Below are 25,996 nucleotides of genomic sequence, written 5' to 3'. Positions count from 1 at the left end.
TCGTCACATTCCTCGTCGCGGAGCGGGCGCCGGGGCGCCGTCGTCTCCGAGGCCGGCGGCCACCTGCCGCAGAAACGGGTTGGTGGCGCGCTCGCGGCCGATGCTGGTCTGGGGGCCGTGGCCGGACAGCACCACGGTCGAGTCGTCGAGCGGCAGGACCACACGGGCCAGGGACTCGAGGATCTCGGCGTGGTCGCCGCCGGGCAGATCGGTGCGTCCGATGGAGCCGGCGAAGAGCAGGTCGCCCGCGAAGAAGACGGACGGGATGTCCGCCCGCTCGGGCAGCCTGAAGGTCACCGACCCCTTGGTATGGCCCGGGGCGTGCGCGACGGAGAACTCGAGACCGGCCAGGTCCAGCCGGGCGCCGTCGGTCAGCTCCTTGACGTCGTCCGGCTCCCCCACGGTCAGCTCGCCCATGAGCCGCAGCCCGATGGAACGCCCGAAGGCCTTCTCGGGGTCGCTCATCATGTAGCGGTCGGCCGGGTGGATCCAGGCCGGCACGTCATGGGCGCCGCAGACCGGGACCACCGAGGCGACGTGGTCGATATGGCCGTGGGTGAGGACGACGGCGACGGGCTTGAGCCGATGCTTGGCCAGTGCCTCTTCGACGCCCTGGGCCGCCAAATGGCCCGGGTCGATGATCACGCACTCCTCGCCGGCGGCAGGGGCGACCAGGTAGCAGTTGGTCCCCCAGGCCCCGGCGGGGAACCCGGCAATGAGCACGATCGTCCTTAATAGTCGTCTGGCAGAAGTGAAAGTCGGCCTCTCAGAGCCTACCGGCGGCTCTCCCGCCACAGCGAACCCGTATACGGTACGGCCGAGTCATCACATACGTCAGCGACGGCATACGGCATGAGGGAGACGACCCGGTGGTCAGTAACGAGCAGCGTCGGAGGCAGCTCGCACGGGAGAAGTACCTTCGGCAGCAGAACCGCCGGGAGGCGGCCCGGCACAAGCAGCGCCGGACCTATGTGGTGATCGCGTCCACGCTGGCCGTGGTCCTGGCGGCGGGCGGCGTGGTGACCGCGGTCAGCGCGCTGTCCGGCGGGGACGGCGACAAGAAGAAGTCCGACAAGGCCACCGAGCCCACGATGCCCACGCCCTCCCCCACCCCCACGACCAAGGCGCCGGACCCGTGCGCCAAGGGGGCCAAGGAGGCGGGGGACAAGAAGCCGAAGACCATGTCGTGGAAGAAGGAGCCGGCGCTCACCGTCGACCAGTCGGCCACGTACGCCATGAAGCTGGAGACCACCTGCGGTGACATGACCGTCACCATGGACGCGGCCAAGGCCCCGCACACCGTGAACTCCTTCAACTTCCTGGCCGGGAAGGGCTACTTCGACCACACCAAGTGCCACCGGCTGACGCCCCAGGGGATCTTTGTGCTCCAGTGCGGTGACCCGATGGGGACCGGTATGGGCGACCCGGGCTACACCATCCCGGACGAGAACCTGAAGGATTCCAGGATCAAGGGGAACAAGTACCCGGCCGGTACGGTCGCGATGGCCAACCAGTACGACCCGCAGACCAAGAAGGGCAAGAACAGCGGCGGCAGCCAGTTCTTCCTGGTCTACAAGGACAGCGAGCTCCCGCCGTACTACACGCCCTTCGGGACCCTCGACAAGGAGAGCATGCAGGTCCTCAAGAAGATCTCCGACGCGGGCGCGGCGGCGCCGGACCCCCAGACCGGGAACACCGCTCCGAACGCCACCGTGCTGATCAACAAGGCGACAGTCGGCAAGTCCTGACCGACCCCGGCGCGCGTACTGCGAAATTTCGGTCGCGCAGGATACGGACAGCCGGGCCACCGTTCGCCTATGTTGGCGTTGTGCAGGGTGTCTGCCGCAGCCGGAGCACCCTGCTGCGAGACCGGTGCGGGTGGATCCCGGCCGGAAGAAACTGTGGACGATGCCGGCGGGCCGCGCGCCCGCCCCGGCATCATGTGGAGGAGGCGCTGTGAGCAGCGAGCCTTGGGGCCGCGTCGACGAGGCGGGGACCGTGTACGTGCGTACGGCCGACGGTGAGCAGGTCGTCGGATCGTGGCAGGCGGGATCTCCTGAAGAGGCCCTCGCCTACTTCGAGCGCAAGTACGACGGCCTGGTCGTCGAGATCGAGCTCCTCGAGCGCCGGGTGCAGACCACGGACCTGTCGGCCAAGGACGCCACGGCGGCCATCGAGCACATTCGCCACCAGGTCGACGAGCACCATGTGGTCGGCGACCTGGCCGCGCTCAAGAAGCGGCTCGACAAGCTCACCGGCGATGTCGAAGCGCGCCGGGAGGAGCGCCGCGCGGCCAAGGCGGTCCAGACCGACGAGGCCCGCCGGGCCAAGGAGGCGCTGGTCACCGAGGCCGAGGAGCTGGCCGCCAGCGAGCAGTGGCGGGCCGCCGGGGAGCGGCTGCGGGCGCTGGTCGACACCTGGAAGGGCCTGCCGCGCCTGGACCGCCGCACCGACGACGAGCTGTGGCACCGCTTCTCGCATGCCCGCTCGGCGTTCTCCAAGCGGCGCAAGGCGCACTTCGCCTCGCTGGACGCGCAGCGCGAGACGGCCCGGCAGACCAAGGAGAAGCTGGTCGCCGAGGCCGAGTCGCTGTCCGACTCCACGGACTGGGGTCCGACCGCCGCCCGGTACCGCGACCTGATGTCGGAGTGGAAGGCAGCGGGCCGCGCCCAGCGCGAGGCGGAGGACGACCTGTGGAACCGGTTCCGCGGTGCGCAGGACGTCTTCTTCCAGGCACGCAGCCAGGTCTTCGCCGAGCGGGACGCCGAGCAGCGGGAGAATCTGACCCGCAAGGAAGAGCTGGTCGTCGAGGCGGAGAAGCTGCTTCCGATCTCCGATCTCAAGTCGGCTCGGGCGGCCTTCCGCTCGGTCAATGAGCGGTGGGAGGCCATCGGTCATGTGCCGCGGGACGCCCGGGCGCGGATCGAGGGCCGGTTGCACGCGGTGGAGCGCGCCCTCCAGGACGCCGAAGAGACCGAGTGGCGGCGTACCAACCCCGAGGCGCGGGCGCGCGCCCAGGGGCTGACCGGTCAGCTTCAGGACGCCGTGGACAAGCTGCGCGGGCAGATCGACGCCGCGCGCGCTGCGGGCAACAACGCCAAGGCCGACAAGCTGGCCAAGGAGCTGGAGGGCCGGCAGGCGCTGCTGGACCAGGCGCTCAAGGGCCTGGAGGAGTTCGGCGGCTGAGCCCCTTTGCGGCTAAACCGCCGCCGCTCTCGCGGAGGTGGTTGCTCGCCATCGGGGTTCCTCAATTGGTGGCTGATGTGCCAAACGGCAGTGGGCCGGGCCCCGGCAGCCGGACGTCCGGCTCGGCCACGCGACCGTAGGGGAACGGCTCCGGTGCACTGCGCACCGGAGCCGTTCGCCCGTTCTCGGCGAGGTCCAGCGCGTGCTTGAGTACTTCGCACGCCTGGATGTGGTTACCGGACTCCTGCAGCAGATCGGCCAGTCTGCGGCAGACGAGGACGGCCTCGGGGCCGAAGCTCCGGTGCGTCTGGTGGAACGCCTGCTCCAGCACCTCGATCGCCTCCCGGGTCTGCCCCGTGTCGGCGAGCAGTTCGGAGAGCTCCAGCTGCACCGCGAAGGTGCTGTCCTCCCCCTGCGGCGTACGCTCCCGCAGTGCCAGCCGCAGCACGGGCAGCGCATCGCGGTGCCGGCCCACGGCGCGGAGCCTGCGGGCCAGGCCAAGCCCCGCGGCGACCATGGCAGCGCGGACATCGGAGTCCAGTACGGGCCCGGCCGGGGAGCGCACCGTGTCGCGGGCCCGGTTGCGGACGAGCGGGAGCCGCCCGATGTGGTTCTCCTGACGGCGCTGGGGCAGTGGCCGGTTCTTCGCCCTGAGCCGCTGATGGAGCGCTCCGTAGAGGGTGTCGAGATCGATCAGCTCGGGTCCGCCGTTGATGCCGAGCCGCAGAATGTCCAGCAGTTCCCCGGTGAAGGCGGTGTGCGGTTCGCCGTCGGGCGCCAGCGCCACGCGGTCGCGGGGCGAGGCGGTGAGCACATACGCGCCGTCGACGGCCACATGGGCCGGGAGGGCGTCGTCGCCGCCGCTGAGGGTGCGGGCGGCGCGGCCGCTGAAACAGCAGTCGAGGATCAGCACCCGGCGGCGGGCGGCGGAAGCCCGGATGGCGGCGCGCAGATGCTCGTACGCCACCGCCGTATAGCCCGTGTTCTCGCGGGAGCCGCTGAGCGCGAGGAAGAGGTCGACCGAGTCGCTGTCGCGCAGGCCGTGGCCCGAGAAGTAGACGAGCAGGGTGTCGGTGGCCTCCTGCCCGGCCCGGTGCACGGGGTCGAGCATCGAGGGCGGGTCCCGGGGGTCGGCCACCACCGTCCGGTGCTCCCCGGGGAGGCCCCACAGCATGGGGTCGCCGAGCGCTTCGGCGAGGTCGCGGAGGTTGGCGGCGACGGCCGGGAGCTGTTCCAGGTGGTCGTACGCGGAGGTGCCGATGAGCACGGCTCTGGACGCGGCCGGGTCAGGCAGCTGAGTCATCGCTCCCGGTCCCCTCGCCGGTCCCGGGCGCCTCAAGCAGCGCGACGATCCGCCGTACGGTGTCCTCGTCGGCGGCCGCCTCCGGCGGGATGTCCACCTCGATATCGCCGCGGCGCAGGGTGAGCGCGGGCCGGGTGCGCCGGGCGTCGCGCCACTGGAGGATGGAGACGGCGAGGGCCGCGCTGGACAGGCCGGTGCCGAGAACGAGCTGCAGCACATCGAAGCCGGTGCCCATATGGCCGGGCACGGCCGGCCCCGCGGCACCCACCCGGCCGCCCACAAGCCGCTCCAGCGACTCGTCCTCCCGCAGCCAGCGCAGCAGCGACCGGAGCTCGTCCTCGTTGTCGGCGCCGACGGCGCCGTCGGCCGACACTCTCAGCTCAGCCACGTCCCTCGTCCCTCCCCGTTTCGATGTGGGTGCTCACCTGTGCGAACAGCGTCAGCGCCGCACCGCCCGCGCCCAGCCGCGCCAGACACACCGCCTGCCAGTACTGGCTCGTCAGGGTGGTGGGGTGGTCGTCGCCCAGCGCCCGGGAGCACACCTTGGTCACGGCGGTGAGCATGCGCACCGCCTCCTGCAGTTCGCCCCGCTGGACGAGATTGACCGCCTCGCGCAGCCGGGACACCGCGTTCTCCGCCGTCATACCGGCCATGACCACCTGCCGGGTGGCATCGCTGAGGGACAGCGGCGCCGGGTGTCCCTCGGCGGCCTCGAGGCCCAGGTAGGGCTCGACGGCCAAGGACGCGGCGGACAGCGTCTGGTCGGCCAGGGCGAGCGCCTGCTCGCGTACACAGCGCTGGACCAGCTCGACCACGCGCGCCTCCATCTCGGAGGAGGCCGCGAGCGTGGCCTGCAACCCCGCGGCGTCCTCGGGGCGCGTCTGCGGATCCCAGGCGCAGAGGATGTCGACGAGGTACGCCAGCCGGTCGGGGATCCCCCGGCGGCCGTACAGCTGCGGCACACCGTGGTCGAGGGCCCGCTCCACGACGGCCCCGATGTCCTCGACCGGGCCGAGCGGCGGCTCGCCGGTGAGCATCAGATACAGGCACAGGCCCAGGCCGTAGAGGTCCGACCGGGGCGCGGGCCGCTCGCCTCGCATGACCTCGGGCGCCATGTACTGCGGGGTGCCGACCAGCCCGCCGGCCCGGGTGATGCCCGCCCCCTCCATCAGCCTGGCCAGCCCGAAGTCCTGGAGGACCACGCGCCCCGACAGGGTGATGCGCACGTTCGACGGTTTGACGTCGCGGTGGAGCACGCCCGCCGCGTGGGCCGCGGTCAGCGCGGCGCTCATCCCCGAGGCGATCCAGCGGGCCACATCCGGCTCCAGCGGCCCGCATACGTCCACCAGCCGCTGCAGCTCCACGCCCTCCAGCAGCTCCATGACCAGATACGGCCCGCTGTCCTGGCGACCGGTGTCGTACACGGCCACCACATTGGGGTGGCTGATCCGGGCCAGGGCCTGGGCCTCCAGGCGGAAGCGCTCCAGCCGCTCGTCCCCGCCCGACCCCTCCCCCGCGGCCGACGGCAGGACCTTGACGGCCACCCGGCGGTCGAGCGTCGAGTCCAGCGCCTCGTAGACAACGCCCATCCCGCCGAGGCCGATCTTCCGTAACAGCCGGTACCGGCCGCCCAGGAGATCCCGGTCCGTCATCCCGTCCCCTCCCCCGCCCCCGTCCGCCCCGGCCCGCCGGCTCAGCGCTGGCGCGCCGAGGTCACCCGGTACACGTCGTAGACGCCCTCGACGCCCCGTACGGCCTTCAGGACATGGCCCAGGTGCTTGGGGTCGCCCATCTCGAAGGTGAAGCGCGAGGTGGCGACCCGGTCGCGGGAGGTCTGCACGGCGGCGGACAGGATGTTGACGTGCTGGTCGGACAGCACGCGTGTGACATCGGACAGCAGCCGGGACCGGTCCAGGGCCTCGACCTGGATGGCGACCAGGAAGACGGAGGACTGGGTGGGCGCCCACTCGACGTCCAGCATCCGCTCCGGCTGCTGGGAGAGCGAGTCGACGTTGACACAGTCGGCGCGGTGGACGGAGACGCCGCTGCCGCGGGTGACGAAGCCGATGATGGGGTCGCCGGGCACGGGCGTACAGCAGCGGGCCAGCTTGACCCATACGTCGTCGACGCCCTTGACCACGACGCCCGGGTCGGCGCTGGAGCGGCGCTTGGCGCGGCCGCGGATCGGCGGCGCGGTCTCGGCGATGTCCTCGTTGGCCGCCTCCTCGCCGCCGAGGGCCTGCACCAGCTTGCCGACGACGTTCTGCGCGGAGACATGGCCCTCGCCGATGGCCGCGTACAGCGAGGAGATGTCGGGGTAGCGCATCTCATGGGCCAGGGTGACCAGCGAGTCGCCCGTCAGGATCCGCTGGATCGGCAGGTTCTGCTTGCGCATGGCCCGCACGATGGCGTCCTTGCCCTGCTCGATGGCCTCGTCGCGGCGCTCCTTGGAGAACCAGGCGCGGATCTTGTTACGGGCGCGCGGGGACTTGACGAAGCCCAGCCAGTCCCGGGACGGACCGGCCCCGGGCGCCTTGGAGGTGAAGACCTCCACCAGATCGCCGTTGTCCAGGGTCGACTCGAGCGGCACGAGCCGCCCGTTGACCCGGGCCCCTATGGTGCGGTGGCCGACCTCGGTGTGCACCGCGTACGCGAAGTCCACCGGGGTGGCCCCGGCCGGCAGCGCTATGACATCGCCCTTGGGCGTGAAGACGAAGACCTCGTTGCGGGACAGGTCGAAGCGCAGCGACTCCAGGAACTCGCCCGGGTCCTCGGTCTCCTTCTGCCAGTCCAGCAGCTGCCGCAGCCACGCCATGTCGTTGATGGCGTCGTCCTTGCCGGCCCGCTTGGGCACGTCGGTACGCACCTTGGAGGCGCCGGCGACGGCTTCCTGCTTGTACTTCCAGTGCGCGGCGATGCCGTACTCGGCGCGGCGGTGCATGTCGAAGGTGCGGATCTGCAGCTCGACCGGCTTGCCGCTGGGCCCGATGACCGTCGTGTGCAGCGACTGGTACATGTTGAACTTGGGCATCGCGATGTAGTCCTTGAACCGCCCGGGCACCGGGTTCCACCGCGCGTGGATGGTCCCGAGCGCCGCGTAACAGTCGCGGACGGTGTCGACGAGCACCCGGATGCCCACCAGGTCGTAGATCTCGGCGAAGTCGCGGCCGCGCACGATCATCTTCTGGTAGACCGAGTAGTAGTGCTTCGGGCGGCCGGTGACGGTCGCCTTGATACGGGCCGCGCGCAGGTCGCCCTGGACCTGGTCGGTGACGACGGCGAGGTATTCGTCCCGTTTGGGGGCGCGCTCGGCGACCAGCCGCACGATTTCGTCGTACATCTTGGGATAGAGGATCGCGAAGGCGAGGTCCTCCAGCTCCCACTTGATCGTGTTCATGCCCAGGCGATGGGCGAGCGGGGCGTAGATCTCCAGCGTCTCGCGGGCCTTCTTCTCCTGCTTCTCCCGCTTGAGATAGCGCATGGTGCGCATGTTGTGCAGCCGGTCGGCGAGCTTGATGACCAGGACGCGCGGGTCCTTGGCCATGGCGACGACCATCTTGCGCACGGTTTCGGCCTGCGCCGCCTCGCCGAACTTGACCTTGTCCAGCTTGGTGACGCCGTCGACGAGCAGGGCGACCTGGTCGCCGAAGTCGCGGCGCAGGGTGTCCAGGCCGTACTCGGTGTCCTCGACGGTGTCATGCAGCAGACCGGCCATCAAAGTGGCCGGATCCATACCCAGCTCGGCCAGGATCGTGGTCACCGCGAGCGGATGGGTGATGTATGGATCGCCGCTCTTGCGCTTCTGGCCGCGGTGCCAGCGCTCGGCGACCTGGTACGCCCGCTCGATCTGGCGCAGGGTCGAGGCGTCGGCCTTGGGATCGTTGCCGCGCACGATGCGCAGCAGCGGCTCCAGGACGGGGTTGTACGGGCTGGAGCGCTGCACACCGAGGCGGGCGAGCCGGGCGCGGACCCGGTTGGAGGAGCCTGCTCTGGGGCTGGGGCTCTGCAGCGGGCGAGGGGCCGGCGCGGGGCGTGAGCCGCTTGTACGCTCCGCCGGGGGGCGCGGCGCGGAAGGCTCCGGCCGAGGGGGCGCCTCGCTGTTCTTGGGCACCTCGGGGGCCGCCGTGGACTTGGCGACGGCGGTCGGCTCTGCCGGCTGCGCGGCGGAGAGCGGCTGGGCCTCGTCTGGCAAGGGCACTCCTCAGGCGGTCCGGGCCTCAAAGAGGCCAGGATGCCATGGTATCGATCCCGCCACTCCAGTTGCCTCCCGGCAGCCCCAGAGGCCCCTGCAAAGCGGCATGACTGAGGGTGGGGAGCCGTGTCACCACGGCTCCCCACCCTCAAGGTGACGGCACGGCTCAGACCGTGATCAGGGCCTCCAGGGGCGCGCTGTCGAGCACCGGGAGGAGGCGGCTGCGGCCTTCGAGGAAGCCGAGCTCCAGCAGCACCGCGACCCCGGCGACCTCGGCGCCGGAGCGGCGGATGAGCCGCAGCGACGCCTCGGCGGTGCCGCCGGTGGCCAGCACGTCGTCGATCACCAGGACCCGGTCGCCGGCGACCAGCGCGTCGGTGTGGATCTCGATCTCCGCGGTGCCGTACTCCAGCTCGTACGCCTGGCCCAGGGTCGCTCCGGGGAGCTTGCCCGCCTTGCGCACGGGTACGAAGCCGATCCCGGCGCGCACCGCGGCCGGGGCGGCCAGGATGAAGCCGCGTGCCTCCAGGCCCACGACCTTGGTGGCGCCGTGCCTGGTGCACAGCTCGGCGAGCGCGTGGGTCAGCGCGCCGAAGGCCGTGGCGTCGGCCAGCAGCGGGGTGATGTCCTTGAACATCACCCCCGGCTTCGGATAGTCCGGCACATCCAGGATCCGGCTGAGCAGCAGCCCGCGCAGCTCCTCGCCGTCGAGGCCGCCGAGCGCGGGGTCGGTCGTCCCGGCGCTCATCGGCGCTTCCCCGACGGCCGGCCGCGGCCCCGGCTGCGCGAGGCCGGCTGGCGGCGCTGGCCCGCACCCGCCGCAGCGGGGGTGGGCGCGTCGCCGTCCTCGGCGCGCGGCTGCGGAGTGACGTCCTGCGGCTTCTGCTCTCCATCCCCGTCGGCCTTGGCCGCGGCGGAGGCGCGCTTGGCGCGCACCCGCTTGGCCAGGGCCTTCATCTGCGGGTCGCGCTCCTTGAGATCGGCCACCAGCGGGGTGGCGATGAAGATCGAGGAGTACGCACCGGCCGCGAGGCCGACGAACAGCGCCAGCGAGATGTCGTTGAGCATGCCCGCGCCCAGCGCCCCGCCACCGATGAACAGCAGCGCGCCGACCGGCAGCAGCGCCACGACCGTGGTGTTGATGGAGCGCACCAGGGTCGAGTTGAGGCTGCGATTGGCGATCTCGCTGTAGGTGAAGCGGGTCTGCTTGGTGAGGTCCTTCGACGCTTCCTTGAGACCGTCGAAGACGACGACGGTGTCATAGAGCGAATAACCGAGGATGGTCAGCAGACCGATCACGGTGCCCGGGGTGACCTCGAAGCCGACCAGCGCGTACACCCCGACCGTGATGGTGAGGTCGTGGATGAGCGCGATCAGTGCGGCAAGGGCCATGCGCCATTCGAAGGCGATGGCGAGATAGATCACCACCAGGACCATGAAGATCGCCAGACCCTGCCAGGCCTTGTTGGCGATCTCCTCACCCCAGCTCGGGCCGACCAGCTGGGTTTCGATCTCGCTGGTCTTGACGTCCAGCTCCTTGGCGAGCTTCTCCTGGACCGGAAGGGCCTCCTTGGTGCCCAGCTCGCTGATCTGGATCCGCAGCCCGCCGCGGCCGAGCTCCTGGACGACCGCGGTGTGGCCACCGGACGCCGACTCCGCCACCTCGCGTGCCTGGGAGGCCGACACGCTGGTCTTGGGGGTCTCGAAGACCGCTCCGCCGGAGAACTCGATGCCCAGGTTGAGCCCGCGCACCGCCAGGCCCACGATCGCCGTGATGGTGATCAGTATCGAGATGCCGTACCAGATCTTCCGTTTGGCGACGAAGTCGTAGCCGACCTCGCCTCGGTAGAGCTTGGCGCCGAGAGTTCCGAGTCGTGACATCTCACGCCTCCTTCGGGTCGGCGGGGGCGGTGGCGGTGCTGTGGCGGCTGCGGCGCAGCGGCGGCTTGGCGCCCAGACGCTGCGGATCCAGGCCGGACCACGGGTGACCGCTCGCGAAGAACTTGCGCCGGGCGAGGATCGTCATCAGCGGCTTGGTGAACAGGAACACCACCACGACGTCCAGCAGTGTGGTGAGGCCCAGGGTGAAGGCGAAGCCCTGCACCTTGCCGACCGTCACGATGTAGAGCACCGCGGCCGCGAGGAACGACACGAAGTCGGACACCAGGATGGTGCGCCGGGCGCGCGGCCAGCCGCGCTCCACGGCCGGACGCAGCGTGCGGCCCTCGCGGATCTCGTCCCTTATGCGCTCGAAGTACACGATGAAGGAGTCGGCCGTGATACCGATCGCGACGATCGCACCACAGACGGCCGGCAGGTTCAGCGCGAAGCCGATACCCGGGCCGAGCAGCACCATGATCGTGTAGCTCAGGGCGGCGGAGACCGCGAGGCTGGCCAGGGCGATCAGCGCCAGACCCCGGTAGTAGACGACCAGGTAGACCACCACGAGCGCGAGGCCGATGGCGCCCGCGATCAGACCGGCCTCCAGCTGCTCACCGCCGAGCGCGGCGGAGACGGTGGTCTCGTCCGCGATGTCGAACGACAGCGGCAGCGCGCCGTAGGACAGCACGTTGGCCAGGTCCGAGGTGTTCTTCTGGTCGAAGCCAGGGCCGGAGATCTGGGCCCGGCCGCCGACGATGGACTCGTCGACCCTGGGGTCGGAGTAGACCTCGCCGTCCAGGACGATGGCGAACTGGTTCTGCGGCGGCTGCTGCTTGGCCAGCTCGCCGGTCACCTTGGCCCACTTCTTGCCGCCCTTGCCGGTGAAGTTGAGCTCGACGATCCAGCCCCCGCCGCCCTGGCTGTCGTAGACGGACGCGGCGTCCTTGACGTCGGTGCCCTCCACCTGGGACGGGCCGAGGATGAACTTGCGCGTGCCGTCCCGGTCACAGGCGACGACGGAATCGCTCGGCTTGGCGCCGGCGGCCTTCTCCCGCGCCTTGGCCCGGTCCGCCGGGGTGGTGCACTCCAGGTCCGCGAGCTGCTTGGTCAGATCGTCGGCCTTGGCGGAGTCGCCCTTGGGGGTCTCGCTCGCCTTGGGCGTCTCGCTCGCCTTGGGGCTGCTGGAGGCGCTGGGGCTCTCCGAGGCGCTGGGCGTCTTGTCGGCCTTCAGGCCCTCGGAGACGGCCCGCCCCTGGCTGCTGCTGGAGGCACTGGATGCTGCACTCGGGGTACCAGTCGCGCTCGAGGTGGCAGTGGCCGTCGGGGTGGACGACGCCTTGCCCTTGTCGTCGCCCTTGTTGTTGCTCTTGCCCGTGCCGGTCGCGGTCGGCGTGGGGCTGGTGGTGGGCTTGGTCTTCTTGCCGTCGGTGTAGGTCACCACCGGGCGGAAGTAGAGCTGGGCGGTGGTGCCGACCTGCGTACGGGCCTGTTTCGCATCCATCCCCTTGGGGATGTTCACGATGATGTGCTTGTCGCCCTGCGTCTGGACCTCGGCCTCGGACACACCCAGACCGTTGACCCGCCGCTCGATGATGTTGACGGCGGTGTTCATGTTGTCCGAGTTGATCGCGTTGGGCTTGCCCGGTTGGTTCTTGGCCTCCAGCGTGAAGCTGGTGCCGCCTGCCAGGTCGATGCCCAGCCGTGGCTTGGTGTGACCGGAGATGAACATCCCCGCGGTGAGCGCCACGATGGCTACCAGGATCGCGACCAGGGCGCGCCCGGGCCTGCCCTGTGACCCGGAGGACCTGCGGCCCTTCTTCGGTGCTGCCACCTTCTCGTAATCTCCCTGTCCAACCGCCCGGCATCGGGTGTGCGCCGGGCGGCCACGAAGTCTTGTGGGACGAACCCCCGCCGGAGCCTAGACCGTCCGGGAACCGCGGCGCGCCGAGCGGTGGCGCGCCACGGTTCCCGGAGCGGTACTACTTGGCGTCGGCGTCGTCGTCCCGCTTGTCCTCCTTCGGCGCGTCGGCCGCGGCCGACGGCTTGCTGAGGTCGGTCTTCTTGTCCTCGTCCGCCGCCTCGGTGTCGGCCGTCTCGTCCTCGGCCTCGGTGAGCGAGGAGGCGTCGTCGGGGACGACAGGGGTGTCGTCGGCAGCGTCGTCGGCGTCCACGTCGTCGGCAGTGTCATCGGGGTCGATCCCGTGCACGATCCGGTTGTACTCGGCGTCGTCGAGGACGGCTCCCACCGCGTTCTTCGCGTAGAAGGCGTGCACGCCGGGAGCGACCTCGAGGAGGACCGCGTCCTCGTGGACCTCCTTGACCGTGGCGTACATGCCGCCGATGGTCCGCACGCCGGTGCCCGGGCCCATCTGGTCACGCATCTGTGCGGCCTGGCGCTGCTTGTTCTTGGCCGACCGGGTCATCAGGAACATGGCCCCGATGAGCACGATGAACGGCAGGAGAGTCATATACACGGGACGGAAATTCCTTCACACGACCGCGGGGACGCGGCCTGGACTATGGGGTGGTCATGCCGCACCGGTCACGGACGGCATACGAACGGCATCGGCGGAGTCTAAGCGAGCCCGCGCCTATGGAACAACGCCCGGCGCGGCATGTGGGTTCCTCACCCGACCATAATCGGCTATCAGCCGTCTCAGGCCGCTCAGCTCTCCGTCTCCGGCCTCCTCAGCCTCTCAACCCTCTTCAGCCCTCGAAAAGTCCCTGCTGGGCCGCGCCGCCCTGCTGCGGCGGGGTCAGCCCCAGGTGGGTCCAGGCCGCGGGCGTGGCGATCCGGCCCCTGGGCGTACGGGCCAGCAGCCCCTCACGGACCAGGAAGGGCTCGGCGACCTCCTCGACCGTCTCCCGCTCCTCCCCCACCGCGACCGCCAGGGTCGACAGCCCGACCGGGCCGCCGCCGAACAGCTTGAGCAGGGCGGTCAGCACCGCGCGGTCCAGCCGGTCCAGGCCGCGGCCGTCCACGTCGTACACATCCAGGGCCCGGGCCGCGATCTCGCGGGTGATCAGGCCGTCAGCCTTGACCTGGGCGTAGTCCCGCACCCGGCGCAGCAGCCGGTTGGCGATACGCGGGGTGCCGCGGGAGCGCCCGGCGATCTCGCCCGCGCCCTCGGCCTCGATGACGACGTCCAGCAGCCCGGCGGAGCGGTGGATGACGCGCTCCAGCTCGGCCGGGGCGTAGAACTCCATATGGCCGGTGAAGCCGAAGCGGTCACGCAGCGGGGGCGGCAGCAGCCCGGCCCGGGTGGTGGCGCCGACCAGGGTGAACGGCGGCAGCTCCAGGGGAATGGCGGTGGCGCCGGGGCCCTTGCCCACGATCACATCGACGCGGAAGTCCTCCATCGCCATGTAGAGCATCTCCTCGGCGGGCCGCGACATGCGGTGGATCTCGTCGAGGAAGAGCACCTCGCCCTCGGTGAGGGAGGACAGGATCGCGGCGAGGTCGCCGGCGTGCTGGATGGCGGGGCCCGAGGTGATCCGGATGGGGGCGCCCATCTCGGCAGCGATGATCATCGACAGGGTGGTCTTGCCGAGGCCGGGCGCGCCGGACAGCAGCACGTGGTCGGCCGTCCCGCCGCGCTGCCGAGCCGCCTTGAGGACCAGGTCAAGCTGGACACGAACCCGCTCCTGGCCGACGAACTCGCCCAGGTCCTTGGGGCGCAGCGCGGCCTCGACCGCCTGGTCCTCGCCGTCGGCGTCGGCGCCCACCAGCCGGCCGGCGCCGGCGTCGTCGGCGGTGGCCGGTGCGGTCTCGTCCCAGTTCACGAAAGTCTCGCCTCGCGATGTCGTATCTGGATGTCGTATCGGGCAGTGCGGCCGGCGCACGGGGCGGTCGCCGGGCCGGGTCAGGGTCTGCGGGGCGGCCTGCGGTCAGCGGGCCCGGTTCAGGGTCTGCAGGGCGGCCCGCAGCAGCTGCGCCACCTGCGGGCTGCCGCCCGCGGCCACGGCCGCCTCGGCCTGCGGGGTGACGGCCGCGACCGCGTCCTCGGCCTCCCTCGGCGCGTATCCGAGGCCGACGAGGGCGGTGTGCAGCTGATCGCTCCAGCCCGACGCGGGGGCGGCCGGCCCGCCGGGGCGGCCCACCGGCTCGCCGAGCCGGTCCTTCAGCTCGAGCAGCAGCCGCTGCGCGCCCTTCTTGCCGATGCCGGGGACGGCGGTCAGCGATTTCTCGTCGCCGGTGGCGACGGCGAGCCGCAGCGCGTCGGGCGAGTGGACGGCCAGCATGGCCTGGGCGAGCCTGGGGCCGACACCGCTGGCGGTCTGCAGCAGCTCGAAGACCTGGCGCTCGTCGTCGTCCGCGAAGCCGTAGAGGGTGAGCGAGTCCTCCCGGACCACGAGGGAGGTGGCCAGCCGGGCGGGCTGGCCGACGCGCAGCCCGGACAGCGTGTTCGGAGCGCACTGGACGGCCATGCCGATCCCGCCGACCTCGACGACGGCGGTGTCCGGGCCGACGGCCGCGACCGGGCCGGAAACGAACGCGATCATGAAATACGGCCTTTCGTGGTGCGGTGGGCGGCGACGGCCTGCTGGAGCCGGTTCATCGCGGGCGCCCGCCAGATGTGGCAGATGGCGAGCGCCAGCGCGTCGGCGGCGTCGGCGGGTTTCGGTGGGGCGTCGAGCCGCAGCAGCCGGGTGACCATCGAGCCGACCTGCGCCTTGTCGGCGCGCCCCGACCCGGTCACGGCCGCCTTGACCTCGCTGGGCGTGTGCAGCACGACCGGCAGCCCACGGCGGGCGGCGCAGAGCATCGCGACCGCGCTCGCCTGGGCGGTGCCCATGACGGTCTGCACATTGTGCTGGCTGAACACCCGCTCCACCGCCACGACTTCGGGCCGGTGGGCCTCCAGCCACTCCTCCAGGCCGCGCTCGATCTCGACGAGGCGATCGCCGATCGGGGCGTCCGCCGGAGTCCGTATGACGCCGACCCCGATCATCCGCAGCGGTCGGCCCGCGACCCCGTCGACCACGCCGACACCGCACCGGGTCAGCCCCGGGTCCACGCCCAGCACCCGCACCGCGCCCCTCCCCATCGCCGCTTTCGATCACCTGCTCGGCAGCGTATCCGGCGCCACTGACAGCGACGGGCCGGTGGGGTGTGTGTCCCCGCCGACCCGTGTGCCGCTGGTGTCGCCTCAGGCGTCCACCTTGGCCATGACCTCGTCGGTGACGTCGAAGTTGGCGAAGACGTTCTGCACGTCGTCGCTGTCCTCCAGCGCGTCGATCAGCTTGAAGATCTTCCGCGCCCCCTCTTCCTCCAGCTGGACCTGCATGGTGGGCACGAAGTTCGCCTCGGCCGAGTCGTAGTCGATGCCCTCCTTCTGGAGCGCGGTGCGGACCCCGACCAGGTCGGTGGCCTCGCTGATCACCTCGAAGGACTCGCCGAGGTCGTTGACCTCCTCGGCGCCCGCGTCCAGCACCGCGCCCAGCACGTCGTCCTCGGTCAGCTCACCCTTGGGGACGATCACCACGCCCTTGCGGTTGAACAGGTACGAAACCGAACCCGGGTCCGCCATGGACCCGCCGTTGCGCGTCATGGCGACGCGCACATCGGAGGCGGCGCGGTTGCGGTTGTCGGTCAGGCACTCGATGAGCACCGCGACACCGTTCGGCCCGTAGCCCTCGTACATGATCGTCTCGTACTCGGCGCCACCCGCCTCGAGCCCCGCGCCGCGCTTGACCGCGCTGTCGATGTTCTTGTTCGGCACGGACTGCTTCTTCGCCTTCTGGATGGCGTCGAAGAGGGTGGGGTTGCCGTCGGGGTCGGCGCCGCCGGTGCGGGCCGCGACCTCGATGTTCTTGATGAGCTTGGCGAAGAGCTTGCCGCGCTTGGCGTCGATCACGGCCTTCTTGTGCTTCGTCGTAGCCCATTTAGAGTGGCCGGACATCCGCCTGTCTCCTTCGCTTAACCCATTGCTGTACGAACGCCTGAGATCCTACCGGGACGGCGTCATCCCGCAGACCTCACGATGTCCACGAACAACGCGTGTACCCGGTGATCGCCGGTCAGTTCGGGGTGGAACGACGTCGCGAGCACATTCCCCTGCCGCACGGCGACGGCGTGGTCCCCGTATGTCGCGAGCACGTCGACCCCCGCACCCACGGACTCGACCCACGGCGCCCGGATGAAGACGCCCTCGACCGGGCCGCCCGCGATGCCCTCGACCTCGATCGCGGCCTCGAAGGACTCGTTCTGGCGGCCGAAGGCGTTGCGGCGGACGGTCATGTCGATGCCGCCGAAGGTCTCCTGGTCGTCCCGGCCGTCGAGGATCTTGTCCGCGACCATGATCATGCCCGCGCAGGTGCCGTACACCGGCATCCCGGCGCGCACCCGCTCCCGCAGCGGCTCCAGCATCCCGAAGATGACGGCGAGCTTGGACATGGTGGTGGACTCCCCGCCGGGGATCACCAGCCCTTGGACCTCGGCGAGCTCCTCGGCCCGGCGGACCGGCCGGGCCTCGGCGCCGGCCGCCGCGAGCGCGGCGAGGTGTTCGCGGACATCGCCCTGCAGGGCGAGCACTCCGATGGACATAAAACCTCTCGGGACGGAGCGGGAAAAGGGCAGACGGCCCGCGCGGGCCGTCCACCGGCAAGCGGTCGGTTCGTTACCGGCTGGTCCGTTACCAGCCGGTCCGTTTACCAGCCGCGGTTGGCGTAGCGCTCGCCCTCGGGGAGGGTGTCGCAGTTGATGCCGACCATGGCCTCGCCCAGGTTGCGGGAGACGTCCGCGACGACCTTGGGGTCGTCGTAGAAGGTGGTGGCCTTCACGATCGCGGCGGCGCGCTTGGCCGGGTCGCCGGACTTGAAGATGCCGGAGCCCACGAAGACGCCCTCGGCGCCGAGCTGGCGCATCAGCGCGGCGTCGGCCGGGGTGGCCACGCCACCGGCGGAGAACAGCACGACCGGCAGCTTGCCGAGCTCGGCGACCTCCGCGACCAGCTCGTACGGGGCGCGCAGCTCCTTGGCCGCGGCGTACAGCTCGTGGTTGTCGAGGCCCTTGAGCCGGGCGATCTCGCCCTTGATCTGGCGCAGGTGGCGGACCGCCTCGACGACGTTGCCGGTGCCGGCCTCACCCTTCGAACGGATCATGGCCGCGCCCTCGGCGATACGGCGCAGCGCCTCGCCCAGGTTGGTGGCGCCACAGACGAACGGCGTGGTGAAGGACCACTTGTCGCTGTGGTTGACCTCGTCGGCGGGGGTCAGGACCTCGGACTCGTCGATGTAGTCCACGCCGAGGGCCTGCAACACCTGCGCCTCGACGAAGTGCCCGATCCGGGACTTGGCCATCACCGGGATGGAGACCGCGTTGATGATCCCATCGATCATGTCCGGGTCGGACATACGGGCCACGCCGCCGTCCTTGCGGATATCGGCCGGGACGCGCTCGAGGGCCATGACCGCGACGGCGCCCGCGTCCTCAGCGATCTTCGCTTCCTCCGGCGTGACGACGTCCATGATCACGCCGCCCTTGAGCTGCTCGGCCATGCCGCGCTTGACGCGCGCGGTGCCGGTCTCCGGGGTCTGGGGCGTGCTGGCGGGCGTGATGGACACGTTTGACCTCACTCGATGATGAATGTGTGATGAGCCCATCGTAGGGCCGTTCGATAGACAAAAGCCGCCCGGGTGCTCCCCGGACAAGGGCCAATCGCAGGCCGGTGGCCTCAGCCCACCCGGTGTCGGCCCCTGGTATCGGCCCCGGTCTCAGCTCACCCGGCCTCAGCCCACCCAGGCCGCGCGAAGGCCGCCGGAGGCTCGTCGTCCATCTCGAAGGCCATCGGGAACGGCGCATGGCCCGCGAGCCGGAACCAGCGCACCTTGCGGTGCCGGCGCAGCGCCCGCGCTGCGCGCACCGCGTCATTGTGGAACCGCCGGGCCATCGGCACCCGCCGCACGGCCTCCGTCAGCTCGCCCAGCGCCGCCTCGCCCCCCGGCGCCTCGCGCACCACGTCGACCTGCGCATCCTCCGCGAACACCGCGCGCAGCGCCTGGCTCAGCTCGCTCTCGGCGACCTCGCGCTGCTCCTCCTCCGCCTGCCGCGCCGCATGCGCGGCCTGGTACAGCACGATCGAGGACGCCGGATCGAGCACCCCGGCGGTGGCCAGCTCCTGCGCGACCGAGGCCCGGCGCAGCAGCTGCGCGTCGAGCGCCGCCCGCGCCGCGTCCAGCCGACTGTGCAGCCGGTCCAGCCGCCCGGCGGTCCAGCTCAGATAGACGGCGACGAGGACCAATACGGACGCGATCCAGATCAAAGTGGTCACGCCGCGCCACGCTACCGCCTAGGCCCCAAACCCCCACCCACCCGGCGCCCCGGACCGCTTCAGGGCCTGTCGTCGAAGGGGGCGCCCGGCCCTAATCCCTGGCCAGCCGCCCCAGCCGGGCCCGCAGCCCGACGCGCTCATCGGCGGCCACCGACGCCGCCCCGTCCGTCACCGTCTCGTACACCGCCAGGATGTCCGCCCCGACCGTGTCCCAGTCGAAGCGGCGCACATGCCGGCTCCCCCGCTCGCGCAGTTCCGCGCGCCGCTCCGGGTCGTCCAGCAGCCGGATCGCGGCCTGCGCCAGCGCGTCCGCGTCCTCGTTCGCGAAGAGCTGCCCCGCGGCTCCGCCGTCCAGCACCTGCGCGAACGCGTCCAGGTCGCTGGCCAGTACGGGCGCGCCCGCCGACATGGCCTCGACGAGGATGATGCCGAAGCTCTCCCCGCCCGTGTTCGGCGCGATGTACACATCCACGCTGCGCAGCAGCCGCGCCTTGTCCTCGTCGCTGACCATGCCGAGGAACTCCACCCGGCCGCGCATCCGCTCGGGCAGCGTGGCCACGGCTTCCTTCTCGTCGCCGCGCCCGGCGACCAGCAGCCGCGTCCGGGGCCGGGCGGCGAGGATCTTCGGCAGGGCCCGCATCAGGACCGGCAGACCCTTCCGGGGCTCGTCGATGCGGCCCATGAACCCGATCGTCTCGCCCTGCCACTCGCTCTTGGGCTCGGCATCGGCGAAGAAGCGCACATCGACGCCGTTGGGGATGACGACCGCGTCCCCGCCCAGGTGCTCCACCAGCGTGCGTCGCGCATACTCGCTCACCGCGATCCGGGCGCTGATCTTCTCCAGTGCGGGCTGCAGGATCGGATACGCGGCGATCATCGCCCGGGAACGCGGGTTCGAGGTGTGGAAAGTCGCGACGATCGGGCCCTGGGCCGCCCAACAGGCGAGCAGGCCGAGCGACGGCGAGGCGGGCTCATGGATGTGGATCACGTCGAACGCGCCGTCGTGCAGCCAGCGCCGCACCCGCGCCGCCGAGAGGAAGCCGAAGTTGAGCCGCGCGACCGAGCCGTTGTACGGCACCGGCACGGCGCGCCCGGCGGAGACCACGTACGGCGGCAGCGGTGTGTCGTCGTCCGCCGGGGCCAGCACCGACACCCCGTGCCCGAGCCGGATCAGATGCTCGGCCAGGTCGCGGATGTGGAACTGGACGCCGCCGGGGACGTCCCACGAGTACGGGCAGACGATCCCGATTCTCATGTCCCGATCCTCACGGCTTCTCCGTTCCGGAGCTGTCGTCGGCGCCCGGAGCGCCGGCGGGACGGGGCTCGAGATCGGCCAGCCACAGCCGCTGGAGCATGTGCCAGTCCTGCGGATGTTCGGCGATCCCGGAGGCGAACACGTCGGCGAGCTCCTGCGTCATGGCCGCGGCCTGCTCCGCGCTGGTGCCCATCGAGGGGACCTCGATGGGCGGATGCACCCGTCCCCGCATGACCGGGGACGCGTCGTACCAGAGGGTGACCGGCAGCAGCAGCGCACCCGTCCTTGCCGCCAGTATGGCGGGCCCGGCGGGCATCTTGGCCGACTCGCCGAAGAACTTCACCTCAACACCGGATGCCGACAGGTCCCGGTCCGCGACCAGGCACACCAGACCGCCCTCCCGCAGCCGCCGCGCCAGCGTCCCGAAGGCGCTGCCGCCGGTGTGCGGCAGCACCTCCATGCCCAGGCCCTCCCGGTAGGCCACGAAGCGGTCGTACAGCGACTCGGGCTTGAGCCGTTCCGCGACCGTGGTGAACGGCACGCCCAGCTCGGTGGTGACCCAGGCCCCGGCCAGGTCCCAGTTGGCCAGGTGCGGCAGCGCCAGCACCACCCCGCGGCCGCTCGCCAGACCGTCCGTGAGGTTGTGCAGGCCCTCGGGGTCGAAGCCGCCGCGGACGCGCCGCTCGCTCCAGGCCGGCAGCCGGAAGGACTCCATCCAGTAGCGCAGATACGAGCGCATCCCGGCCCGGGACAGCTCGGCCAGGCGCCGCGGGGAGGCGTCGGGGACGACGCGGGCGAGATTGGCCTCCAGACGCAGCACACCCTTGCCGCGCCGCTTCCACGCCAGATCGGCGATCCGCTGCCCGAGCGCCACAGCGACCGGTTCGGGGAGCTTTTTGACCGTGCTCCAGCCAAGCCCGTACAGCGCGTCGGTCAGCTTCTCGCTCACCGCGACTCGCCTCCCTGGACCACCGCCCGGTCCGCCGCGTCCGCCTCGGCGGCCTCACGGCGCACCGTCACCACACGCTGGATCAAGGTCACCGCGCTGCCGACGGCCACGATCCACAGCGCGATCGGCAGCAGAATGTCGATACCCGGCACACCGAACTTGTGCAGCCCGGAGAAGCCGCAGGCCACCAGCGAGATCACCAGCCGCTCGGCGCGCTCCACGAGCCCGTTGACCTTGACCGGCAGCCCGATGCTCTCACCCCTGGCCTTGGTGTACGACACCACCTGACCGCTGGCCAGGCAGAAGATCGTCACCGCACACAGCGCATTGTCGTCCCCGCGCCCGGCGTACCACAGCGCCAGACCGCCGAAGATCGCGCCGTCCGCGACCCGGTCGAGCGTGGAGTCGAGAAACGCCCCCCAGCGGCTGGAGCGCCCCAGCTGCCGCGCCATATTGCCGTCGACCAGGTCCGAGAAGACGAAAAGGGTGATGACGACCGTGCCCCAGAAGAACTCACCCCGCGGGTAGAAGACCAGGGCACCCGCGACCACACCACCCGTCCCGGCGAGGGTCACCGCGTCGGGGCTGACCCCGAGGCGGATGAGCAGGGCGGCGAACGGGGTGAGAACACGCGTGAAGAATGCACGCGCGTACTTGTTCAGCATGGCCTTCCCGGGGGTCGAAACGGGCCGGGTGGTCAACAGGCCACCGGCTGGCCCATCGTAGTCACGCCCCGAGGGGCCGCCGCGCACGCATCGGGCGACGCCCAGATGTGCGACGTATGGACGCACCATGACCTCGGTGGAAAGCTCGAAGTATCGCAGATGTCGACCTGGAGGCGAGACATGGGCGACAAAACGAGCACGCAATCAGGGGCCGCCGGCAGGGCGGCGACGGCCGACCGGCCCGGCTCGGTGCGGAACGTGGTGCTGGTCGGCCACAGTGGTTCCGGCAAGACGACACTGGTGGAGGCCCTCGCGCTGGCGACCGGCGCGATCAACCGGGCGGGCAGAGTCGAGGACGGCGGATGCCTGTCCGACTACGACGAGATCGAGCACCGGCAGCAGCGCTCGGTCCAGCTGTCCCTCGTCCCCGTCGAATGGGACGGGGTGAAGGTCAACCTTCTGGATACCCCGGGGTACGCCGACTTCGTCGGGGAGCTGAGGGCCGGTCTGCGGGCAGCGGACGCGGCCCTCTTTGTCGTATCGGCGTCCCAGGACGCCCTGGGCATCGCGGGCGCGACCCGCATGGTGTGGGACGAGTGCGCGGCGGTCGGGATGCCGCGCGCCCTGGTCATCACGCATCTGGAGGCGGCGCGCGCCTCCTTCGAGGAGATGACCGAGCTGTGCCGGCAGACGTTCGGCGGCGATGACCCCGACGCGGTGCTCCCGCTGTATCTGCCGCTGCGCGGCGAGCGTGGACCAGAGGCAGGGGCAGCTGGTCACGCCCCTGTGACGGGGCTGATCGGCCTGCTGTCGCAGCAGGTGTACGACTACGCCACGGGCGTACGGACCGAGGCGACGCCGACCCCCGACCAGCTGCCGCTGATCGAGGAGGCGCGCAACCGGCTCATCGAGGGGATCATCTCCGAGAGTGAGGACGAAACCCTCATGGACCGCTATCTCAGCGGCGAGGAGATCGACGTCAAGACGCTCATCGGAGACCTGGAGAAGGCCGTCGCGCGCGCCTCCTTCCACCCCGTGCTGGCCGCCGCGCCCGCCGCCGAGGGATCCAAGCAGGGCCTGGGCACCACCGAGTTGCTCGAGCTGATCACCGGCGGCTTCCCGACCCCCCTGGAACGGGAGGCGCCCACCGTCACCACCCCACAGGGCAAGCCCTGCCCGCGACTGACCTGCGACCCCGAGGGCCCGCTGGCCGCCGAGGTCGTCAAGACCTCCTCGGACCCGTATGTCGGCCGGATCTCCCTGGTGCGGGTCTTCTCCGGGACGCTGCGCCCGGACGAGACCGTCCATGTGTCCGGGCACGGCCTGGAGGACCGCGGCCATGAGGACCACGACGTGGACGAGCGGGTCGGCGCCCTCTCCGCACCCTTCGGCAAGGCGCAGCGCATGCTCAGCCAGGCCATCGCGGGCGATCTGGCCTGCGTCGCCAAGCTGAACCGCGCCGAGACCGGGGACACCCTCTCGGCCAAGGACCAGCCGCTGCTCATGGAGCCCTGGGAGATGCCCGATCCGCTGCTGCCCGTCGCGATCCGGGCCCACAGCAAGGCGGACGAGGACAAGCTCTCCCAGGGGCTCGGGCGGCTGGTCGCCGAGGACCCGACGATGCGCCTGGAGCAGAACCAGGACACCCACCAGGTGGTGCTGTGGTGTCTGGGCGAGGCCCATATGGACGTCGCACTGGAGCGGCTGCGCTCCCGGTACGGCGTGCAGGTGGACGCGGTGCCGTACAAGGTGTCGCTGCGCGAGACGTTCGGGGCCCGGTCCGCCGGGCGCGGGCGGCACGTCAAGCAGTCGGGCGGACACGGACAGTACGCGATCTGCGAGATCGAGGTGGAGCCGCTGCCCGAGGGCTCCGGCATCGAGTTCGTGGACAAGGTCGTGGGCGGGGCGGTGCCCCGGCAGTTCATCCCGTCCGTCGAGAAGGGCGTGCGCGCACAGGCGGCGCGGGGGGTGGCCGCGGGCTATCCCCTGGTCGATGTGCGGGTGACCCTGCTGGACGGCAAGGCGCATTCGGTGGACTCCTCCGACGCCGCCTTCCAGACGGCGGGCGCGCTCGCGCTGCGGGAGGCCGCCGCCGACACCCGGATCCATCTGCTGGAGCCGGTGGTCGAGGTGTCGGTGCTGGTGTCCGACGACTACGTCGGCGCGGTGATGAGCGATCTGTCGGGGCGGCGCGGCCGGGTCGTGGGCACCGAGCAGTCGGGCGGCGGCCAGACGCTGATCCGCGCCGAGGTCCCGGAGATCGAGATCGGCCGCTACGCGGTCGACCTGCGATCGCTTTCGCACGGCACCGGACGGTTCAACCGCTCCTACGCCCGGCACGAGGCGATGCCCACGCAGGTCGCCGACCGGATCCGGGAACAGGCCGAAGCCTGAGGCACCTTCGCCTAGCGCCCGCCCCAACTCGCTTGGGGCGGGCGGCTGTCCACAGGCAGGCTCGGTGCGGCCGGGGCGATTGTGGGTAGTTGTCCACAGGGACGTGACGCCCTGGCGACAGGGACGGCACACCCCCGATACGCTGAGGTCGCAGCTCAAGCAGCATGCGGTATTGGGGGCGTTGGTGACGGCGGACGTATTCGACTTCAGCCCGGGAGCACAGATCCCGCTCTCCGGCGCGGCAGGCCAGACCGAGGTGACGCAGGCGCTCGCCTCGGCCGCCTACCGCGACAGCGAGGTGGCCAAGATTCTCGACGCCAACTCGGAGTGGACGGTCTCCGAGGTCAAGCCACCGAAGATCTCTCTGTTCGAGCCCAACCTGGGCGAGGCGTTCTCGCGCGCGGTGCAGCTTCGGATGCTCGGCAGCGGCCGCAAACAGGTGGTCCAGTCCTTCGGGATGGAGCCACAGACGGTGGTCGAGCACTGCCTGGCCGCCAACCGCATCCGCAAGACGCGGGACGCCCGGCTCACCGCCGTCATGGTGATCTTCGGGCTGCTCTTCCTCCCCGGGGTGCTGCTGTGGCTCGGCGCCTTCCAGCTGCGGCGCACCATCGCCGGGTCGAAGGACAAGCGGATGGGGGCGCTGGGCACCCTCCTGCTGGCGGCGCTCGCCGTGGTGACCCTCATCTTCCTGATCAAGCTCCCCTTCGACGGGTTCTGGGGCCTGTATCTGCGCGGCGTGGTCGTCGCCCCCATCATCGGGTGGTACGTGGCCAAGCAGATCAGCGAGCGCACGGCCAAGAATCTGCGGGAGGCATGGGACGGCCTGCTCTCGGGCGGCGGGATCGGCGCGAAGGTCCCCGAGACCGTGCCGAACCACCCCGGCCAGACCTCGGCCGAGGAGCTGCGCAAGGCGCTGCACAAGCTCACCGCGGAGCAGTACAGCAATATCGTCTTCTACGCCGGCCCCAAGGGGATACTCGGCATGGGCACGCGCTGGGGCAGCTGGCAGCTCGCCGAGGACCTGGTGTCGGCCGACCCCGACAAGGAGATCGACCCGTTCCGCAGCTGGGACGTGATACGCGCGATCCATGACCAGCTGCGGCTGCTGGAGCGCACCCCGCTGCACACCGGAGGCTTCCCCACCCCCTCCGTGCGCCACTGGGTGGTCTCGCCCATCGGCGAGGGGGCCAAGTCGGTGGAGCGCGGCGGCACCTCGGAGGAGGAGGGCTTCCAGATAAAGGGCGTCGAGCTGCAGCGGATCTGCGACGAGCAGCAGTTCAACTCCGGCGACCGGCACTACCTGGGAGTGCAGTTCGTCCTCTGGGACGGCCAGTTGGTGCTCACCCTGCTGATCACGGTGACCCTGCTGCACAAGACGATGCGGATCGAGGTCACCGGCCATGCGCTGGGGCCGGTGCACCCCTTGTTCACCACCAAGCCCTCCGCGCCCTCCAAGACGGTCAGCAAGACCTTCAAGTTCTGGGAGACGAAGTCCATACCGCTGCCGCTGGTGGACGCGAAAGAGGTGGTGCGGCTGACCGTCCGCGCCCCCTTCACCTGGTACCCGCCGCTGCTGGACTACCTGGGCGGCAAGCTGGCCCTCCCCGAGCCGTTCGGCCTGCGCCACGCCTGGGCGGACAAGCCCTGGCGGCACCGCTTCATGGCGGACGACGCGCTGCGCACCGCCACCCCGGTGCTGCGGGTGGTCCACGAGGCGGCGATCGGCGTGCTGAAGAACCACGGCGTGGACACCGAGCGCTTCGGCAACCGCTCCCTGGCGCTCAGCGGCCAGGTCCAGGACGTGGCCCCGAAGAAGGCCGACCTCTACGACGCATAAGGCTCTGCGACGTGTGAGGCTCCATGCCGCGCAAGCGGTGACGGCCCCGGGCCCCGGC

Annotated in this window: 23 protein-coding genes; 4 read left to right on the top strand and 19 right to left on the bottom strand. The window is 70.9% G+C overall.

The window, feature by feature from the left end; genetic code table 11:
* Window positions 1–3 precede the first annotated feature (3 nt).
* Window positions 4–723, bottom strand: a complete 720-nt coding sequence (locus ACFV2X_RS29935; protein ID WP_014174985.1) for an MBL fold metallo-hydrolase — start codon at window positions 721–723, stop codon at window positions 4–6.
* A 146-nt stretch (window positions 724–869) separates the two neighbouring features.
* Here ACFV2X_RS29935 and ACFV2X_RS29930 point away from each other — a divergent pair, with 146 nt between their 5' ends.
* Both ACFV2X_RS29930 and ACFV2X_RS29925 read left to right on the top strand, forming a co-directional pair.
* Window positions 870–1,748, top strand: coding sequence for a peptidylprolyl isomerase (locus ACFV2X_RS29930; protein ID WP_385622258.1), 879 nt, complete (start codon window positions 870–872; stop codon window positions 1,746–1,748).
* A gap of 208 nt (window positions 1,749–1,956) precedes the next feature.
* Window positions 1,957–3,186 (top strand): DUF349 domain-containing protein, encoded by a 1,230-nt coding sequence (locus tag ACFV2X_RS29925; protein WP_385622256.1) that lies wholly within the window; start codon window positions 1,957–1,959, stop codon window positions 3,184–3,186.
* A 61-nt stretch (window positions 3,187–3,247) separates the two neighbouring features.
* Here the strand turns inward: ACFV2X_RS29925 and ACFV2X_RS29920 are convergent, their stop codons facing one another.
* The 18 genes from ACFV2X_RS29920 to pgsA all read right to left on the bottom strand — a co-directional run bounded on the left by ACFV2X_RS29920 (window position 3,248) and on the right by pgsA (window position 21,704).
* Window positions 3,248–4,489: a caspase family protein gene (locus ACFV2X_RS29920; protein WP_385622253.1), complete on the bottom strand. Its 1,242-nt coding sequence runs from the start codon at window positions 4,487–4,489 to the stop codon at window positions 3,248–3,250.
* Window positions 4,473–4,877, bottom strand: coding sequence for a hypothetical protein (locus tag ACFV2X_RS29915; protein ID WP_385622251.1), 405 nt, complete (start codon window positions 4,875–4,877; stop codon window positions 4,473–4,475). The genes ACFV2X_RS29920 and ACFV2X_RS29915 overlap by 17 nt, the downstream gene beginning before the upstream one ends.
* Window positions 4,870–6,141: a protein kinase gene (locus ACFV2X_RS29910; RefSeq protein ID WP_385622249.1), complete on the bottom strand. Its 1,272-nt coding sequence runs from the start codon at window positions 6,139–6,141 to the stop codon at window positions 4,870–4,872. The genes ACFV2X_RS29915 and ACFV2X_RS29910 overlap by 8 nt, the downstream gene beginning before the upstream one ends.
* A gap of 41 nt (window positions 6,142–6,182) precedes the next feature.
* Window positions 6,183–8,681 carry a RelA/SpoT family protein gene (locus ACFV2X_RS29905; RefSeq protein WP_385622246.1) on the bottom strand — a complete coding sequence of 833 codons (2,499 nt, stop codon included), beginning with the start codon at window positions 8,679–8,681 and terminating at the stop codon, window positions 6,183–6,185.
* Between the two features lie 166 nt (window positions 8,682–8,847).
* Window positions 8,848–9,429 (bottom strand): adenine phosphoribosyltransferase, encoded by a 582-nt coding sequence (locus tag ACFV2X_RS29900; RefSeq protein WP_089510395.1) that lies wholly within the window; start codon window positions 9,427–9,429, stop codon window positions 8,848–8,850.
* Complete coding sequence (secF, locus tag ACFV2X_RS29895) at window positions 9,426–10,562, bottom strand: protein translocase subunit SecF (protein WP_385622243.1); 1,137 nt, start codon at window positions 10,560–10,562, stop codon at window positions 9,426–9,428. The genes ACFV2X_RS29900 and secF overlap by 4 nt, the downstream gene beginning before the upstream one ends.
* 1 nt (window position 10,563) lies before the next feature.
* A complete protein-coding gene (gene secD / locus ACFV2X_RS29890) occupies window positions 10,564–12,393 on the bottom strand; it encodes a protein translocase subunit SecD (RefSeq protein ID WP_385622240.1) in 1,830 nt (609 codons plus the stop codon).
* Between the two features lie 148 nt (window positions 12,394–12,541).
* Window positions 12,542–13,030 (bottom strand): preprotein translocase subunit YajC, encoded by a 489-nt coding sequence (yajC, locus tag ACFV2X_RS29885; protein ID WP_385622434.1) that lies wholly within the window; start codon window positions 13,028–13,030, stop codon window positions 12,542–12,544.
* 238 nt (window positions 13,031–13,268) lie between these two features.
* A complete protein-coding gene (gene ruvB / locus ACFV2X_RS29880; RefSeq protein ID WP_385622237.1) occupies window positions 13,269–14,345 on the bottom strand; it encodes a Holliday junction branch migration DNA helicase RuvB in 1,077 nt (358 codons plus the stop codon).
* Between the two features lie 105 nt (window positions 14,346–14,450).
* The gene (gene ruvA / locus ACFV2X_RS29875; protein WP_385622234.1) at window positions 14,451–15,065 is read right to left on the bottom strand and encodes a Holliday junction branch migration protein RuvA; all 615 of its coding nucleotides are present in this window, start codon (window positions 15,063–15,065) and stop codon (window positions 14,451–14,453) included.
* Window positions 15,062–15,595: a crossover junction endodeoxyribonuclease RuvC gene (gene ruvC / locus ACFV2X_RS29870; RefSeq protein WP_385622432.1), complete on the bottom strand. Its 534-nt coding sequence runs from the start codon at window positions 15,593–15,595 to the stop codon at window positions 15,062–15,064. The genes ruvA and ruvC overlap by 4 nt, the downstream gene beginning before the upstream one ends.
* Window positions 15,596–15,712: 117 nt before the next feature.
* The gene (locus tag ACFV2X_RS29865) at window positions 15,713–16,465 is read right to left on the bottom strand and encodes a YebC/PmpR family DNA-binding transcriptional regulator (RefSeq protein ID WP_385622231.1); all 753 of its coding nucleotides are present in this window, start codon (window positions 16,463–16,465) and stop codon (window positions 15,713–15,715) included.
* A gap of 62 nt (window positions 16,466–16,527) precedes the next feature.
* Window positions 16,528–17,109, bottom strand: coding sequence for a pyridoxal 5'-phosphate synthase glutaminase subunit PdxT (gene pdxT, locus ACFV2X_RS29860; protein ID WP_385622229.1), 582 nt, complete (start codon window positions 17,107–17,109; stop codon window positions 16,528–16,530).
* Between the two features lie 104 nt (window positions 17,110–17,213).
* Complete coding sequence (gene pdxS, locus ACFV2X_RS29855) at window positions 17,214–18,128, bottom strand: pyridoxal 5'-phosphate synthase lyase subunit PdxS (protein ID WP_089510404.1); 915 nt, start codon at window positions 18,126–18,128, stop codon at window positions 17,214–17,216.
* Window positions 18,129–18,283: 155 nt separating this feature from the next.
* Window positions 18,284–18,835: a hypothetical protein gene (locus tag ACFV2X_RS29850; RefSeq protein ID WP_089510405.1), complete on the bottom strand. Its 552-nt coding sequence runs from the start codon at window positions 18,833–18,835 to the stop codon at window positions 18,284–18,286.
* A gap of 91 nt (window positions 18,836–18,926) precedes the next feature.
* Window positions 18,927–20,090 carry a glycosyltransferase family 4 protein gene (locus ACFV2X_RS29845; RefSeq protein ID WP_385622227.1) on the bottom strand — a complete coding sequence of 388 codons (1,164 nt, stop codon included), beginning with the start codon at window positions 20,088–20,090 and terminating at the stop codon, window positions 18,927–18,929.
* Window positions 20,091–20,100: 10 nt separating this feature from the next.
* Window positions 20,101–21,039 carry a phosphatidylinositol mannoside acyltransferase gene (locus ACFV2X_RS29840; protein ID WP_385622225.1) on the bottom strand — a complete coding sequence of 313 codons (939 nt, stop codon included), beginning with the start codon at window positions 21,037–21,039 and terminating at the stop codon, window positions 20,101–20,103.
* A complete protein-coding gene (gene pgsA / locus ACFV2X_RS29835; RefSeq protein ID WP_385622223.1) occupies window positions 21,036–21,704 on the bottom strand; it encodes a phosphatidylinositol phosphate synthase in 669 nt (222 codons plus the stop codon). Before pgsA ends, ACFV2X_RS29840 begins: the two co-directional genes overlap by 4 nt.
* A gap of 180 nt (window positions 21,705–21,884) precedes the next feature.
* Between pgsA and ACFV2X_RS29830 the strand changes: the two genes are divergently transcribed.
* Together ACFV2X_RS29830 and ACFV2X_RS29825 are read left to right on the top strand one after the other, a co-directional pair.
* Complete coding sequence (locus tag ACFV2X_RS29830; protein WP_385622221.1) at window positions 21,885–24,098, top strand: elongation factor G-like protein EF-G2; 2,214 nt, start codon at window positions 21,885–21,887, stop codon at window positions 24,096–24,098.
* Window positions 24,099–24,282: 184 nt separating this feature from the next.
* Window positions 24,283–25,938: a hypothetical protein gene (locus tag ACFV2X_RS29825; RefSeq protein WP_385622430.1), complete on the top strand. Its 1,656-nt coding sequence runs from the start codon at window positions 24,283–24,285 to the stop codon at window positions 25,936–25,938.
* Window positions 25,939–25,996 lie beyond the last annotated feature (58 nt).

Origin of the sequence: Streptomyces sp. NPDC059679, assembly GCF_042734105.1 — a bacterium.
Classification (GTDB): domain Bacteria; phylum Actinomycetota; class Actinomycetes; order Streptomycetales; family Streptomycetaceae; genus Streptomyces.
The sequence above is the reverse complement of the archived record's forward strand: the minus strand, read 5'-3'. Positions and strand labels throughout refer to the sequence as shown.